Here is a 15472-nt window from a genome sequence, read left to right on the forward strand (position 1 = left end):
CCGTTGCTACCTCGCCGAACGTGCCTTCCCGACGGTATCGAACATCGCCGCGGGAACGGAGGATTCGGACGAATCGGTGCGCCGCCGGTGGTCGACCAGGTACGCGATCGCCGCGAGCGGCACGAGCGCCGCACTCGGCAGGACGAAGCCGGCGAGCAGCGCCTCCGCGGGGAGGAACTCCCCCAGCGTCGCGGAGAACGCGAGGTTGAAACCCGCGTGCGCCACCGAGGTGGGCCAGATGCTGCCCGATCCGTACCACAGTGTGCTCCACACGATCTCGAGCAGCATCGACATCACCACCCACAGCGGGATGAGCAGCAGCACATCGTGCAGCGGCGGCTGGAAACCGAAGTACCCCACCGAGGCCAGCGGCCAGTGCCAGACGCCCCAGATCGCGCCCGTCGCGGCGGACGCCGCCGTGGGGCGGCCGCGGAGGAGCGGCAGGTCCGCCAAGGCGCCCCGCAAGTACGAGGTCCAGCCGAACTCCTCGCCGAAGTACAGCGGCGCGAGCACGAGCATCACCAGCGGGCCCACGGCGATGGCCTGCAGGTGCGGCAGGACACCGTCGTCCGGCACCACCGCGACGCCCGTCGCGATGCCCAGGGGCAATGCGATCGCCAGGAGGAGCGGAGGGATCGCGAGCGCCGCCAGGTACCACCGCCACCGCTGCCGCACCCGCGGGCGCAGGCCCGCATCGCGGAACCCATGTCGGGTGACCCACATCCGCACCACGACGGCCGCGGCCGCGGGCGCGAACGCCCCGGTCAGCAGCTGTATCACCGGATCGTCGAGCGGGTGTCCCACCGTGTACGCGCCGAGCCACAGCCCCCAGGTGGGCAGGAACGTGAGTGCCAAGAACCAGAGGATGCCGCGCCGGTGCGCGGAGGTGTCGGTCATGCCTCCAGCACACCGGTTGAACGGCCCGCGGTCACGGGCGCGGGAACCCGGATCCGAGGTGGTGCCAGCGCTACCGCCGAGCACCTACCCCAAGAGCTCGGTGACCCGCTCGTCGGTGAGCCGCTTGAACGCGCGACGCGGCCGATTGCGGTCGAGTACGGCGACCTCGAGTTCCGGTGCGGTGAAGTCCTTCTGCTCGCCGGAGCTGGACGACCCGTTCGACGGGGCGGGCGCCCCGAGCGCGGTGACCGCGAGCTTCAGCGCCGCGGCCAGGTCCAGGTCGTCCTCGTAGCCTTCGGTGAGCACCGGCGTGATCGACTCGGTCTGGCCGCCCATCACCACGAACTGCTTCTCGTCGCCCACGGACCCGTCGTAACCCACGCGGTACAGCCGCGATTCGGACCCGCCCGGCGCGCCGACCTCGGCCACCGTCAACTCCACCTCGTACGGCTTGGCCTGCTCCGTGAACACCGTGCCCAAGGTGGACGCGTACGCGTTGGTGAGGGACCACGCCGTGACGTCGCGCCGCGAGTACTGGTAGCCGCGGGTGTCGGCGAACTGGATCCCGGCGCGGCGCAGCGACTCGAACTCGTTGTACTTGCCGACCGCGGCGAAGCCGATACGGTCGTAGATCTCGCTGATCTTGTTGAGCGAGCTCGGATTATCGGCGACGAACAGCACACCGTCGGCGAACTTCAGCACCACGACGCTGCGGCCCCGGGCGATGCCCTTGCGCGCCAGCTCCGAGCGATCGCGCATGATCTGCTCGGCGGAGGCGTAGTACGGGAACGTCACGGCAGCTCCTCCCCCGCGGTGCGGTGCGCGATGACCCTGTCCGTGGCGGCCGCCACGTCCTCCTCGCCGATCTCCACGGCACCGTCGGCCGTGATGGCGATCGCCGTGGGATACAGCTTGCGCAGCACGTCGGGGCCGCCCGTCGCGGTGTCGTCGTCCGCCGCGTCGAAGAGGGCCTCGGCGGCCACGTCCAGCGCACCGTCGACATCCAGATCCGGCCGGAAGCGCTTCTTGATGGACGATTTGGCCCACGCCGAGCCGGAACCGATGGAGTGGAAGCCGGTCTCGTCGTGCCAATCGCCCGTCACGTCGTACGAGACGATGCGCCCGCGCGCCTCGATCTCGTCGAATCCGACGAGCAGCGGCACCGCCGCGAGGCCCTGCAGGGCCGCCCCGAAGTTGCTGCGCACCATCCCGCCGAGCCGGTTCGCCTTGCCCTCGAACGTGAGCGGCATGCTCTCGATCTTCTCGTAGTGCTCCAGCTCCACCGTGAACAGCTTGACGATCTGCTTCGCGATCCCCGCCGTCCCGGCGATGCCGACGGCCGTCAGGTCATCGGTCACGAACGTCTTGGTGATGTCGCGCTGCGCGATCAGGTTGCCCATCGTGGCCCGGCGGTCGCCCGCGAGCAGGACGCCGCCCTCGAAGGCGACGGCGACGATGGTCGTGCCGTGCGGGAGGTCACGCGCACCGTCGCCCCCGGTCAGAGCTCCCGGCAGCGCCTCCGGGGCCACCGCGGCCAGGTGCTCGACGAACGACGAACGCGCGCCTCCGAGCGGCGTCACTGGCCGCCCTTCTGCACGTACGCGCGCACGAAGTCCTCGGCGTTCTCCTCCAGCACGTCGTCGATCTCGTCGAGCAGATCGTCCGTCTCGTCGGTCAGCTTCTCGATGCGCTCCTGGCCGGCACCCGACGGTGCACCCGCAGCGTCGTCCTCGTCTCCGCCGCCACCACGTTTGACCTGTTCCTGCGCCATCTCGCTGCCTCCTTAGCGACCACTCGAGCTGCACGGCCCGATGATTTCACCCTACCGGCCTACACTGCGGCTGTGGATCCTTACACGCCGCCCGGACTCCCCGAACCCGTGCTCGTCAGCATCGGGGACATCCACTGCACCCGGACCGAGGTGATCACCCCGGTGGGCACCTTCCCGATCGTGGGGACCCGGTGGACGGTGACCGATCACAGCGTCACGACGAGGACGACGCCCACGTGGGCGATCATCACGGCCGTCGTCATCGCGGTCTTCACGTGCCTGCTCGGCCTCCTGCTGCTCCTCGTGAAGGAGGATCAGACGCAGGGATTCGCACAGGTCACCGTGCTCGGGCCCGACGGGCGGTCGTACACCACCCTCGGTGCCGACGTACTCCTATGCGGCGGTGCAGGACGTGTTCCGCCGGGTCGACTACGCGCGCAACCTCGGCATGGGCGCCTAGCGTTCACCGCACGGGGCGGAGCCGCACGACGGGGATCGCGCGGGACGTCTTCGCCTGGTAGGCGGCGTAGCGGCCGCCGTTGTTGCGGTCCGCCAGCGCCCACAGCCGGGCGTAGTCCGCGTCACCGGGCCGGAGCGCCTCGACGGTGGCGGGAAACCTCTGCGTGCCCACCTGCAGGTCGACCGTGCCAGCCTTGACCATGTTGTGGAACCACGCCGGGTTGCGGGGAGCGCCGCCCTTGGACGCCACCACGAGGTAGTCCTCGCCGTCCCGGGCGTACGTGAGCACCGTCGTCCGCGGTTCGCCGCTCTTCGCGCCCACGGTGCGCACGATGAGGCTCGGGACGCCGAACAGCAGCTTGTGCCCGATGCGCCCGCCCGACCGCACGTACAGTTCCCCGTGCGCCTTGAGCACCTCGGGGAACGCCTTGGCGTACAGCTTGTTCAGCTCTCCTGCGATGTCCATGTTTCAGCCCTTCAGCGAATCGACGAGCTCCCGCGCGTCGGCGGCGCTGTCCAGCAGGGCCCCGACGTGCTCCTTCGTGCCGCGCAGTGGCTCCAGGGTGGGGATCCGCACCAGCGAATCCGCGCCCACGTCGAAGATCACGGAGTCCCAACTGGCGGCGGCGATCTCGGTGCCGAACCGGCGCATGCACTCGCCGCGGAAGTAGGCGCGCGTGGACTCCGGCGGCGTGCTCACCGCGTCCATCACCTGCTGCTCGGTCACCAGCCGCTTCATCGAGCCGCGCGCCACGAGCCGGTTGTACAGCCCCTTGTCGAGGCGGACGTCCGAATACTGGAGGTCGACCAGGGCCAGCTTCGACGCGCCCCAACCGAGGCCCTCGCGCTGGCGGATGCCCTCCAACAGGCGCAGTTTGGCCGGCCAGTCCAGAGTGTCCGCCAACCGCATGGGATCGTCGGCGAGCACATCCAGCACCCGCACCCAGGTGGCGTGCACGTCGTGGGCGCGCGCGTCGTCGGAGCCCTCCAGGTACGCGCCCACCCGGTCCGCGTACGCCCGCTGGATGTCGAGCGCCGTCATCCTCCTGCCGTCCGCCAACTCGAGCAGCCCCGTCAGGGACAGGTCGCGCGACACCTGGTGCACCGCCGTCACGGGCGCGGACAGCTGCAGGTCGGAGAGGTCCACGCCCGCCTCGATCAGGTCCAGGACCAGTGACGACGCCCCCACCTTGAGGTAGGTGGAGGTCTCGGCGAGGTTCGCGTCGCCGATGATCACGTGCAGCCGGCGGTACTTGTCCGGGTCGGCGTGCGGCTCGTCCCGGGTGTTGATGATCCCGCGCTTGAGCGTGGTCTCCAGGCCCACCTCGACCTCGATGTAATCGGCCCGCTGGGACAGCTGGAAGCCCGGCTCGTCACCCAGCGCACCGAGGCCGACGCGGCCGCTACCGGTGTACACCTGCCGGGTCGCGAAGAATGGGGTCAGCCCGGAGACGATCGACGCGAACGGGGTGTCGCGGCGCATCAGGTAGTTCTCGTGCGTGCCGTACGAGGCGCCCTTGCCGTCGATGTTGTTCTTGTACAACTGCAGCGCCGCCGCACCCGGCACCGTCGAGGCGTAGCGGGCCGCGGCGTCCATGACCCGCTCCCCCGCCTTGTCCCAGATCACCGCGTCGAGGGGGTCGGTCACCTCGGGCGCCGAGTACTCCGGATGCGCGTGGTCGACGTACAGCCGCGCGCCGTTGGTGAGGATCATGTTCGCGGCGCCGATCTCATCGGCGTCGATGATCGGCGCCGGGCCGCCGCGGCCCAAGTCGAAACCGCGGGCGTCGCGCAGGGGCGACTCCAGGTCGTAGTCCCAGCGGGTGCGCTTGGCGCGCGGCACCGCCGCGGCCGCAGCGTACGCGAGCACCGCCTGCGTCGAGGTGAGAATCGGATTGGCTCCGGGGTCCTTCGGCGCGGAGATCCCGTATTCCACCTCGGTACCGATGATGCGCTCCATGCGGCCAGCCTAACCGTGCAGATCCGGCCCTCTCGCGCCGCTCCCGGCACCGCCCGTGATCAGCCCGATTTCCGGGAGATGCGCAGCAGCGTGCCGCCCCAGAGCAGCAGGCCCAACAACGCCAGAACGCCGATCGACACGGCCCACTGCGCCGGCGTCGCGTCCCACAACGGGTCCGCCGAGGCCGGCACCAGCTTCCCCGTCGCGGGATCGGTGAACGACGTGATCTTCTGCAGGTCGATCGTCGACGCGCTCGCGGCGAAGCCCCACCGCGACGGGAACAGCCACGACACCTGCTCCAGGCCGGCGCGGCCGTGCAGGTCGAACAGCCCGCCGCTCATCACGAGCTGCACCATGATCACCACGACGAGCATCGGCATCACCTGCTCGCTGGACCGCGCGATCGCCGAGATCATGAGCCCCACCAGCGTCGACACGCACGCCAGGAACGCCACGTCGACCACCAGCTCCAGCGACGCGTTCTTCAGCACCGCGCCCTGCGTCTCCGGGCGCGTCACGCCCACCAGCACGATCGCCATCATGATCGCCGACTGGATCGTCGCGGCCACGAAGTACACCAGCGTCTTCGCCGACAGGTACGCCGCGGGGCGCAGCCCCACGGCCCGCTCCCGGTGGTAGATCGCCCGCTCCCCGACCAGATCACGCGAGGTGAGGGCGGCACCCATGAAGCACGCGCCCACCACCAGCAGCACCAGGATCATCGCCGGGCCGCCGCTGGACTCACCCGGCGCCAGGCCCGCGAGGCCGCGCTCCGCCGGCACCAGCAGGGTGATCGCGCCGAGCGCGATCGGCATGAGCAGCAGGAAGATCAGGTACCCGCGGTCCGCCAGGATCAGTCGCAGCTGCCGCCGCGCCACCACGGACAGCTGCTTGCGGGTGGAGGTCTTCGGCGACTTGGTCGGCGCGGGCGGCGGGCCCGACGGTGCCGGCGGCGGCGCCGCCGGATGCGCCGAGCGGTACCGCTGCCACGCCACGTCGGGCTGCTTGGCGGCGAAATCGAAGATCTCGGCCCAGTCGCTCGTACCCATGGCCGCCTTGACCCCCTTCGGGGCGCCGCAGTACGCGGTCTTCCCACCGGGCGCCAGCAACAGCACCTGATCGCACATGTCGATGTGGGTCAGCGAGTGCGTCACCACGATCACGACGCGGCCCGCGTCGGCCAGGCGCCGCAGCGTCTGCATCACCTGCCGGTCGAGCGCGGGATCCAGGCCCGACGTGGGCTCGTCGAGGATCAGCAGCGACGGGCCCGTGAGCAGCTCCATCGCCACCGACGCCCGCTTGCGCTGACCGCCCGAGAGCCTGTCGACGCGGGTCTTCTTGTGCTCGGTGAGCTGCAGCTCGGCCAGCACCCCGTCGATCACCTGGTCCCGGTCGGCCTTCGACATGTCCGGCGGTAACCGGAGCTCGGCGGCGAAACCGAGTGCCTGCTCCAGCGTGAGCTGCCGGTGCAGCACGTCGTCCTGCGGGACCATGCCGATGCGGGAGCGGAGCGCGTCGAAGTCGCGGTGCACGTCGCGGCCCTCGAACTCCACGCGTCCCGCGGTCGGGGTCACGGCGCCGGAGACGACCCGGGACACCGTCGACTTGCCGGCGCCCGAGGGGCCGATGACGGCCGTGAGAGTGCCCGGGGCGGCGCGGAAGTCGACGCCGTTGAGGAGCGTCTTGTTGCCGTCCACGGTGAGCGTGATGCCCTGCACCGCGAGGCCCGCGCCGGCGAACTGCTGCACCTTGGGGCGCTCCAGGCGCCCGTTCTCGACCACGAGGTCGGAGTTGCCGACGGTCACGACGTCGCCGTCGCGCAGGGCCGTGGGGCCGCCGATGCGGCGGCCGTTGACCTGGGTGCCGTTGGCGGAATGCAGGTCCTCGATGACGAGGCCCTGCGGCCCGGTCAGCAGGCGGGCGTGCCGCCGAGACACCAGCATGTCGCCGATCGCGAGGTCGTTGTCCGGGGTGCGGCCGATGGTGACCTGCCCGCCCGTCGAGGCCGGCGACGGCATCTTCTGCACCTGGTACAGGCCGGTGTTGCCGGCCATGGCCCGCAGGTGCGGGGCGACGTCGCCGGTCGGACCGGGCACCGGGCGGGGCGGCTGCGCCGGGATCGGCGCCGACGGGGCCTGCTGCCGGGGTGGTAGGGGCCGCGGCGCGCCGGGGTTCGACGGTGCGCGCCCGGCCGAGGGCTGCGGCGCAGGAGGATTCGGCTGCGGCCGGGTCGGCGCGGCGGCCGGCGGCGCGGGGCGGGAAGCGGGCGGCTGCGGGAACCGCGTCGGCCCGCTCGACGCCAGGGACACCGGGGCCCCGGTCCGCGGGTCGCCGAACATCAGCGCCTGCGTGCCGGCGACCGCCACCGTCGGGCGCCGGACCCCGCCGGCGAACACGCCGTTCGTGCTGCGGTCCGTGAGGATCCAGCCCGTCGGCCCCGCGGACGCGACCGCGTGGGTCCGCGACACGAGCGGGTGGTTGATGGTGACGTCCGACTCGAGCGTGCGGCCGAACGTGACCGTCTTACCCGGCGCGAACGTCAGCGTCTGCCCGTCCACCGTCACGGTGAGGGTCCCGGTTTGCGTGTTCATCACGCACAACTATAAGGAGACACCCCTTGCCCAGGGCTTATGCGGTGCTTGTAACGCCGTTCGCGGCGCGCTACAAGTACTGTCCGGTGTTGTTCTCCGTGTCGATCGCCCGCGATGCGCTGGAGTTCTTGCCGGTCACGAGGGTGCGGATGTACACGATCCGCTCGCCCTTCTTGCCCGAGATCCGCGCCCAGTCGTCCGGGTTGGTGGTGTTCGGGAGGTCCTCGTTCTCGGCGAACTCCTCGACGATCGACTCCAGCAGGTGCGAGATCCGCAGGCCCGGCTGCCCGGTCTCGAGGAACGCCTTGATGGCGTGCTTCTTGGACCGGTCCACGACGTTCTGGATCATCGCGCCCGAGTTGAAGTCCTTGAAGTACATGACCTCCTTGTCGCCGTTGGCGTAGGTCACCTCCAGGAACCGGTTGTCGTCGGTCTCGGCGTACATGCGCTCGACGACGCGCTCGATCATCGCCTTGACGCAGGCCTCACGGTCGTCGCCGAACTCGGCCAGGTCCTCGGCGTTGAGCGGCAGCTCGGACGTGAGGTACTTGGAGAAGATGTCGATCGCACCCTCGGCATCGGGACGCTCGATCTTGATCTTCACGTCCAGGCGGCCGGGCCGGAGGATGGCCGGGTCGATCATGTCCTCGCGGTTGGAGGCGCCGATCACGATGACGTTCTCGAGGCCCTCGACACCGTCGATCTCGGACAGCAGCTGCGGCACCACGGTGGTCTCCACGTCCGAGCTGACGCCCGAGCCGCGGGTGCGGAAGATCGAGTCCATCTCGTCGAAGAACACGATCACGGGGGTGCCCTCGGAGGCCTTCTCGCGCGCCCGCTGGAAGATCAGCCGGATGTGCCGCTCCGTCTCACCGACGAACTTGTTGAGCAGCTCCGGGCCCTTGATGTTGAGGAAGTACGACTTCGCCTCCCGCGAGTCGTCGCCGCGGACCTCGGCGATCTTCTTGGCCAGCGAGTTCGCGACCGCCTTCGCGATGAGCGTCTTGCCGTTACCGGGAGGGCCGTACAGCAGCACGCCCTTCGGCGGCCGCAGCGAGTAGTCCTTGAACAGGTCCTTGTGCAGGAACGGCAGTTCCACCGCGTCGCGGATGAGCTCGATCTGCCGGCCCAGGCCGCCGATGTCGGAGTAGTCGACGTCCGGCACCTCCTCCAGCACCAGGTCCTCGACCTCGGCCTTGGGGATGCGCTCGTAGGCGTAGCCGGCCTTGGTGTCCACGAGCAGCGAGTCACCCACGCGCAGCTTGCGCTTGGGGACGCCGAACTCGTCCTCGCCGACCTGGTCCTTGGCCTGTTCGGCGAGCGGGGCGGCCAGGCGCACCACCCGCTCCTCGTCGGCGTGGCCCACGACCAGGGCGCGCGCACCGTCGTCGAGGATCTCTCGCAGCGAGCAGATCTCGCCGACGGTCTCGTACTCGCCCGCCTCCACAACGGTGAGCGCCTCGTTCAGCCGCAGCGTCTGCCCGGTTTCGAACGCCGCGACGTCCAGGTTCGGGGAGCAGGTGAGCCGCATCTTCCGGCCGGAGGTGAAGACGTCCACGGTGTCGTCCTCGTACGTGGCCAGGAGCACGCCGTAGCCCGACGGGGGCTGTCCCAGGCGGTCCACCTCCTCGCGGAGGGTGAGCAGCTGGTTGCGGGCGTCGCGCAGGGTCTCGAGCAGCTTCGCGTTGCGGGTGGTGAGCGCGTCGATGCGCTCGCGCATCGCGGCCGCGGAGGCCGACGGCGGCGTGGATTCCGTACGGTTCGAATCCGGTTCGGTCACGAGTGCTCCCTTCGAGCGGCTTCTTTCAACGCTACCCCTTGCTGGGCCGCCTCTGCGGGCGCGGCGCGACCGTGCCGTCGGCCAGCCTGCGGCAGGACACCAGGAACGCGGTGTGTCCCTGCATGCGGTGCTCGGGGCGCACGGCGAGGCCGACGACGTGCCAGCCGCGGACCAGCGCCTCCCACGAGCGGGGCTCGGTCCACAGGGCCTGCTCGCGTATCGCCTCCACCACACGGGACAGCTGTGTGACGGTGGCCACGTACACCGTGAGCACGCCGCCCGGGACGATCGCCCTGCCCACCGCGTCGAGCACCTCCCACGGCGCGAGCATGTCGAGGACCACCCTGTCGACGGGCTCCCCGTCGTAGTCCTTGAGGTCGCCGATCCGCAGGTCCCAGTTGTCGGGGCGGCCGCCGAAGAACTCCTCGACGTTCTTCGCCGCGTACTCGGCGTGGTCCTCGCGGACCTCCCACGACGTGACGCTGCCACCGGGGCCCGTCGCCCGGAGCAGCGAGCAGGTCAGCGCGCCGGAGCCGGCGCCCGCCTCCAGCACGCGCGAGCCCGGGAAGATGTCGCCCTCGGCCACGATCTGCGCGGCGTCCTTCGGATAGATCACCTGGGCGCCGCGCGGCATGGACAGCACGTAGTCGGTGAGCAGCGGCCGCAGGGCCAGGTAGGGGGTGCCGTTGACGGCCTTCACCACGCTGCCCTCGGGCGCGCCGATGAGGTCGTCGTGCCGGATGCCGCCCTTGTGGGTGTGGAACTCCTTCCCCGCCTCCAGGTGGACGGTGAACTTCCGGCCCTTCGCGTCCGTCAGCTGCACTCGGTCGCCCACCACGAAGGGCCCACTGTTCGCCATGTCCGTACATGTTTCCAGGCACCCCGGCGATCCGGGGAATCCGGGCGGTCGGTAGGACTGATACATGGCAGATGAGGCGTTCTTCCATCCCGCCGGGACCGTCGAGGCGGGCGGGCACCACTACGAGGTGTTCGACCCCACCCCGTCGACCGCGAGCGTGTGGGCGGACACCATGCAGCACGGCGCCCCGCCGGCCGCGATCATGGTGCGCGCCATCGAGGCCCACGTTCCCGGCGGTGCCCGCGTCTCGCGCGTGACCGTCGACCTGCTCGGCGTCGTGCCGATCACCCGCAGCCGTGTCCGGGCGTGGGTGTCGCGGCCCGGCCGCACCATCTCGCAGGTGTCCGCGGAGATGGCCTGCGAGACCGCCCCGGGCGAGTACCGCGTCGTCGCGCGGGCGCAGGCCTGGGTGCTGGCGTCGTCGGACACATCCGCGATCGCCCGCGACCTCTCCCCCGTCCTGCCGCCCGCCGGCGAGGAACAGGGTGCGATGCCGGGCTTCTTCAGCCACCTCAAGGACCAGGGCTTCCTGGCGGCGTGCGATTGGCGCTTCGTGGACCGGCCCGAGGGCGGCGACGGGCCGCGGCAGTGCTGGATCCGGGCGAGGATGCCGCTGGTGGCGGGCGAGGAGCCGTCGCCGCTGGTGCAGGTGTTCTCGGTGATCGACGCGGCGAACGGGATCTCGGCCTACCTCGATCCCACCGCCGTGACCTGGATGAACATGGACATGACGGTGCATTTCCACCGCGCGCCGCGGCCCACGGGCGGGTGGATCGGCCTGATCGGCGATCAGCTGGTGGGCGGCGAGGGCATCGGCACCACCGAGTCCCGCATCTACGACGGCGACGGCGCGTTCGCGGTGGGCGCGCAGACGCTGCTCGTCGCCGAGCGCTGAGGTCGGCTCAGAACCGGCAGCTGCGGATGTCGGTCATGAGGATCGCCTTGGCGCCGAGCTCGGCCAGGTCGTCCATGACACCGTTCGCCTCCTTGCGGAGCACCATGGCGCGGACCGCGACCCAGTTCTCGTCGGCCATCGGAGCGACGGTGGGCGATTCCAGGCCCGGGGTCACGGCGATGGCCCCGTCCAGCAGGCTGCGCGGGCAGTCGTAGTCGAGCATCACGTACTGCCGGCCGAACACGACGCCCTTGAGCCGGGCGGTGAGCTGGTCCTTGGCGCGGTCCGGTGCACCGCCGGAACGCTCGATGAGCACGCCCTCGGACGCGCACACCGGGTCGCCGAACGGCACCAGGTTGTTCTGCCGCAGCGACCGGCCCGACTCCACCACGTCGGCGATGAGGTCGGCCACGCCCAGCTGGATCGAGATCTCGACGGCGCCGTCGAGGCGGATGACCTCGGCCTCGATGCCGCGCTCGAACAGATCCCGGCGCACCAGGTTCGGGTACGACGTGGCGACCCGCTTGCCGCTCAGGTCGTCCACCGACCACTCCGTGCCCGCGGGGCCCGCGTAGCGGAAGGTGGAGCGGCCGAAGCCCAGGGCGAGGCGCTCGGTGAACTCGGCGCCCGAATCGAGCGCGAGGTCGCGGCCGGTGATGCCCATGTCGAGCTCGCCGGAGCCGACGTACAGCGCGATGTCCTTGGGACGGAGGAAGAAGAACTCGACCTCGTTGGCGTTGTCGAGGACCGTGAGGTCCTTGGAGTCCGAGCGGCGGCGGTAGCCGGCCTCGCTCAGGATGGCGGCGGCGGCCTCCGACAGCGCGCCCTTGTTCGGTACGGCGACCCGCAGCATGCGAGAGGTCCCTTCGAGGTAGATCGGGTTACAGGTAGGAGTAGACGTCATCGAGCGTCAGACCGCGCTTGATCAGCAACACCTGCAGCCAGTACAGGAGCTGCGAGGCCTCTTCGGCGAGGTCCTCGTCGCTCTGATGCTCGGCGGCGATCCACACCTCGCCGGCCTCCTCGAGCACCTTCTTCCCCAGGAAATGGATGCCGCGGTCCAGCGCTTCGACGGTCCCGCTCCCGGCGGGCCGCGTCTGGGCCTTCTCGGCCAACTCCGCGAACAGCGTCTCCATGGTCTTCACGGTGTCCCAGTCTCCCACGCGGCCCCGGGCCGTGGATGGCCGGGACCTCCCCGGTACCCGCCTGGACTTAGAGTGGAGGGTGTGGAGCGCGGGATCACGGACGAGGCGGCACCGTCGACCCCGCCCGCCGAAACCGACTCCGGTCCCCCGGCCAAGGGCGCCGCGCAGTACCAGTACACCCGCGCCCTGATCCGCGCCCGCCTCCGGTTCGTGCGGGCCGCCAAGGACTCCGACCGCAGGCTGCGGGAGAACTTCGACGAGTTCGCCGACCGGCACCCGCTGCTCGCGTGGGCGTGGGGCCTGCTGCACCTCGACTTCGCCGGGCTGTTCGTGGGCGGCCTGTTCCTGATGAGCAGTTTCACCGTGTCGCTGGTGCCGCGGTCCTGGTTCTTCCAGGGCATCGTGGCGGGCATCAACGCCGTCATCGGGTACGGCATCGGCGTGTTCCTCAAGTGGGTGATCGTGGACCTGCTGGTGCGTTCGCACCCGATCCGCGACGATCCGCGGCGGGCCCGGTTCGTCCCACTGTGGCGCGGCCTCATCGTGGTGGGCGTCCTGGTGGGTGGGATGTGGATGATGGTGTCCGCCAAGCGCTGGCAGGACGACGTGCGCGCCCTGATGTCGCTGCCGCCGGGCACCAACCTCTGGTACCCGCTGACCCCGATCGCCGCGTTCGTCGTGGCCGCCCTGCTGATCTCGCTGTTCCGGGTGCTGCGCGACCTGGCGCTGTACCTGGCGCGCCGCGCCAACACCTATCTGAGGATCCCGCAGCCCGCGGCGAAGGTGCTGGGCTTCGCAGTGGTGGTGATCCTCGTGGTGATCGCCGTCAACGACGTCGGCTTCCGCGCGTTCACGGCCGGCGCGAACAGCCTGGCGTCCACCACGAACGACGAGCAGTCGCCGGGGTTCCCGCAGCCCGTCCTCGCCGAGCGTTCCGGCTCCCCCGGCTCCGCCGCCGAATGGTCCGGGCTCGGGAACGAGGGCCGCAAGTTCGCCGCCGGCGGCCTCCGCGCGAAGGACCTCGCGCGGTTCACCACCCGGCCCGTCACCGAGCCGGTCCGGGTGTACGTGGGCCTGGAGAACGCGCCGACCCCGGAGAAGCGGATCGAGCTGCTGCACCGGGAGCTCGCCCGGACCGGCGCCCTGGACCGCAAGTACGTGGTGGTCGTGCCGACCACCGGCTCGGGCTGGGTGAACCCGACGGCGGCCCGCGCCCTGGAGCTCATGTACGACGGGGACGTCGCGATCGTCGCCACCCAGTACTCGTACCTGCCCAGCTGGATCTCCTTCGTCACCGATGGGGAGGCGTCCCTCGAGTCCGGGAAGCGGCTGATCGACGCCGTGCTCACCGACGTCGACACCCGTCCGCCCGAGCGCCGGCCGAAGGTCCTGGTCATGGGCGAGAGCCTCGGCACCCGCGCCGGCGAGGGCGCGTTCGCGGGGCTGCCCGACATCCGGGAGAAGGTCGACGGTGTCGTCTGGCTGGGGCCGCCGGCGGCCAACCCCATCCACTCGGCGGTCTCGCAGCGGCGCGACCTGGGCACTCCCGAGGTGCTGCCCACCTATTCGGACGGGCTCATCGTCCGGTTCACCGACGGGCGCCGGCCGCTCGCGGACAGCGGCGGCCCCGAATGGCTGCCGCCGCACATCGTGTACGTGCAGCACCCGTCGGATCCCGTCGTCTGGTGGTCACCGGAACTCATGCTGCGACAACCCGATTGGCTTCGAGAGCCGGCCGGGCGCGATCGTAGCTCCGCCATGGCCTGGTACCCGTTCGTCACCTTCTGGCAGGTGGCCGCCGACCTTGCGAACGCCGCGGGCGTCCCCGACGGCCACGGCCACAACTACGGCACCGCGGCCGTGGACGCGTTCGCCGCGGTGCTGCCGCCCGAGGGCTGGACGCCCGCCGACACCGAACGGGTGCGGATGGCCACCATGGCCAGCGCCCCCGTCGACGGGGCCGAGAAGTAGGAGCGCACGGGTGGTCCCGTGATTCCCGCCACGATCGGGGGCCGTGGGCGAGCGCCCGCGCGGCCAGGCCGTTAGCGTCGCTCACATGAACCTGCGTCCACCGGCGCTCGGCGTCCTGCTCCTGCTGGCACTCACGGGCTGCTCGCCCGCCGAGAAGGAACCCACGGCCAGCCCGCTGAGCTTCGCGCCGATCGCGAACGACGCTTCGACGCCGGTTCCGGCGGCGGGCGGCGGGACGGTGTGCGGGAGCGTCCCGGTGCCCAAGGGCAAGGCGGACGTGGTGGTCCGGGCGGGCCGGGTGAACTGCGCGGATGCCCTGCGGGCGGGACGGGTCTACGCCGCCGCGGCGGCGAACGCGGAGGGCCGGGGAGTGAGCGTCGAGACCGGCGGTTGGCACTGCACGGACCGGGGCACCGAACCGGAGGGTTCGTGCCGGCAGGGCGAGAACGCGTTCAGCGTCGGCTGAGGTCCCCGGAGAAGTCGGCGAGCGTCGCGCCCACGAGGGTGCCGCGGTGGATCGCGCCGTCCGCGACCGGATCCGGTCCGACGGTGAGTACGGTGCACCCGGCCGCCAGAGCCGAACGCGCGCCGGTGGGCGAGTCCTCGACGGCGACGCACGCGGAGGCCGGAACGCCGGCGAGCTCGGCGCCGCGAAGGTAGGGGTCGGGCGCCGGCTTCGGGTGCGCCACCTCGTCGCCGCACACCGTGGCCACGAACCGGTCCCGCCCGAGCGTTCCCAGCGCGTGCTCGGTGACCCCGCGGACCGTGTTGGTCACCAGGACCAGCGGCACGCCGGCTGAGCCCAGCAGGTCCAGCGTCTCCCGGGCCCCGGGCTGCCACGGGATGCCCCCGTCGAACAGCTCGATCACGCGGTTCGAGACCCACGCCTCCGCACCGGCGTAGTCGCGGTCGGCCTCGGGCACACCCGCGAAGTCGAACAACTTCCGCAGCGCGTGCGCGGTCGCGTTCCCGAGGGTCGTCGCGCGCTGCTCCGGGGTGATCTCCATCCCCAGCGAACGTGTGAACTCGGCGACGGCGACGTCCCAGAGCTTCTCGGAATCGAGGAGGGTTCCGTCCATGTCGAACAGCACCGCAGACGGCTGGCTCATGCCGCACACCCTATGCGGCGCGCCGTCCAACCTGT

15 protein-coding genes are annotated in these 15472 nt (G+C 71.0%); 3 read left to right on the forward strand and 12 right to left on the reverse strand.

Features of this window, described 5'->3' with window-relative positions; genetic code table 11:
* Positions 1 to 6: 6 nt before the first annotated feature.
* From BN39_RS13405 to BN39_RS13445, 9 genes are all read right to left on the reverse strand, one after another.
* Positions 7 to 897 (reverse strand): CPBP family intramembrane glutamic endopeptidase, encoded by an 891-nt coding sequence (locus tag BN39_RS13405; protein WP_019202927.1) that lies wholly within the window; start codon positions 895 to 897, stop codon positions 7 to 9.
* An 84-nt stretch (positions 898 to 981) separates the two neighbouring features.
* Positions 982 to 1692, reverse strand: coding sequence for a proteasome subunit alpha (gene prcA, locus BN39_RS13410; RefSeq protein WP_019202928.1), 711 nt, complete (start codon positions 1690 to 1692; stop codon positions 982 to 984).
* Positions 1689 to 2477, reverse strand: a complete 789-nt coding sequence (prcB, locus tag BN39_RS13415; RefSeq protein ID WP_019202929.1) for a proteasome subunit beta — start codon at positions 2475 to 2477, stop codon at positions 1689 to 1691. The genes prcA and prcB overlap by 4 nt, the downstream gene beginning before the upstream one ends.
* Positions 2474 to 2668: a ubiquitin-like protein Pup gene (locus BN39_RS13420; protein WP_019202930.1), complete on the reverse strand. Its 195-nt coding sequence runs from the start codon at positions 2666 to 2668 to the stop codon at positions 2474 to 2476. Before BN39_RS13420 ends, prcB begins: the two co-directional genes overlap by 4 nt.
* 463 nt (positions 2669 to 3131) lie before the next feature.
* Positions 3132 to 3593, reverse strand: coding sequence for a nitroreductase family deazaflavin-dependent oxidoreductase (locus BN39_RS13425; RefSeq protein ID WP_019202932.1), 462 nt, complete (start codon positions 3591 to 3593; stop codon positions 3132 to 3134).
* A gap of 3 nt (positions 3594 to 3596) precedes the next feature.
* Positions 3597 to 5087 carry a depupylase/deamidase Dop gene (gene dop / locus BN39_RS13430; RefSeq protein WP_019202933.1) on the reverse strand — a complete coding sequence of 497 codons (1491 nt, stop codon included), beginning with the start codon at positions 5085 to 5087 and terminating at the stop codon, positions 3597 to 3599.
* Positions 5088 to 5146: 59 nt separating this feature from the next.
* Positions 5147 to 7678, reverse strand: a complete 2532-nt coding sequence (locus tag BN39_RS13435; RefSeq protein ID WP_019202934.1) for an ATP-binding cassette domain-containing protein — start codon at positions 7676 to 7678, stop codon at positions 5147 to 5149.
* Positions 7679 to 7748: 70 nt separating this feature from the next.
* The gene (arc, locus tag BN39_RS13440) at positions 7749 to 9398 is read right to left on the reverse strand and encodes a proteasome ATPase (protein ID WP_371190636.1); all 1650 of its coding nucleotides are present in this window, start codon (positions 9396 to 9398) and stop codon (positions 7749 to 7751) included.
* Between the two features lie 91 nt (positions 9399 to 9489).
* Positions 9490 to 10317, reverse strand: coding sequence for a tRNA (adenine-N1)-methyltransferase (locus tag BN39_RS13445; protein WP_019202936.1), 828 nt, complete (start codon positions 10315 to 10317; stop codon positions 9490 to 9492).
* A 64-nt stretch (positions 10318 to 10381) separates the two neighbouring features.
* Between BN39_RS13445 and BN39_RS13450 the strand changes: the two genes are divergently transcribed.
* Positions 10382 to 11212, forward strand: a complete 831-nt coding sequence (locus BN39_RS13450) for a thioesterase family protein (RefSeq protein ID WP_019202937.1) — start codon at positions 10382 to 10384, stop codon at positions 11210 to 11212.
* 7 nt (positions 11213 to 11219) lie between these two features.
* Here BN39_RS13450 and hisG read toward each other — a convergent pair whose 3' ends face one another.
* Positions 11220 to 12065 (reverse strand): ATP phosphoribosyltransferase, encoded by an 846-nt coding sequence (gene hisG, locus BN39_RS13455; RefSeq protein WP_019202938.1) that lies wholly within the window; start codon positions 12063 to 12065, stop codon positions 11220 to 11222.
* 28 nt (positions 12066 to 12093) lie between these two features.
* Positions 12094 to 12357 carry a phosphoribosyl-ATP diphosphatase gene (locus tag BN39_RS13460; protein ID WP_192814869.1) on the reverse strand — a complete coding sequence of 88 codons (264 nt, stop codon included), beginning with the start codon at positions 12355 to 12357 and terminating at the stop codon, positions 12094 to 12096.
* 81 nt (positions 12358 to 12438) lie between these two features.
* On the opposite strand from BN39_RS13460, the gene BN39_RS13465 reads away from it, so the two are divergent.
* Both BN39_RS13465 and BN39_RS13470 read left to right on the forward strand, forming a co-directional pair.
* Positions 12439 to 14328 carry an alpha/beta-hydrolase family protein gene (locus BN39_RS13465; RefSeq protein WP_019202940.1) on the forward strand — a complete coding sequence of 630 codons (1890 nt, stop codon included), beginning with the start codon at positions 12439 to 12441 and terminating at the stop codon, positions 14326 to 14328.
* 85 nt (positions 14329 to 14413) lie between these two features.
* Complete coding sequence (locus tag BN39_RS13470) at positions 14414 to 14794, forward strand: hypothetical protein (protein ID WP_019202941.1); 381 nt, start codon at positions 14414 to 14416, stop codon at positions 14792 to 14794.
* On the opposite strand, the gene BN39_RS13475 is transcribed toward BN39_RS13470, so the two are convergent.
* The gene (locus tag BN39_RS13475) at positions 14781 to 15437 is read right to left on the reverse strand and encodes an HAD family phosphatase (protein WP_040767974.1); all 657 of its coding nucleotides are present in this window, start codon (positions 15435 to 15437) and stop codon (positions 14781 to 14783) included. The two genes, BN39_RS13470 and BN39_RS13475, sit on opposite strands and share 14 nt — an antisense overlap.
* Positions 15438 to 15472 lie beyond the last annotated feature (35 nt).

This window comes from Tsukamurella sp. 1534 (genome assembly GCF_000312385.1).
Lineage (GTDB): Bacteria > Actinomycetota > Actinomycetes > Mycobacteriales > Mycobacteriaceae > Tsukamurella.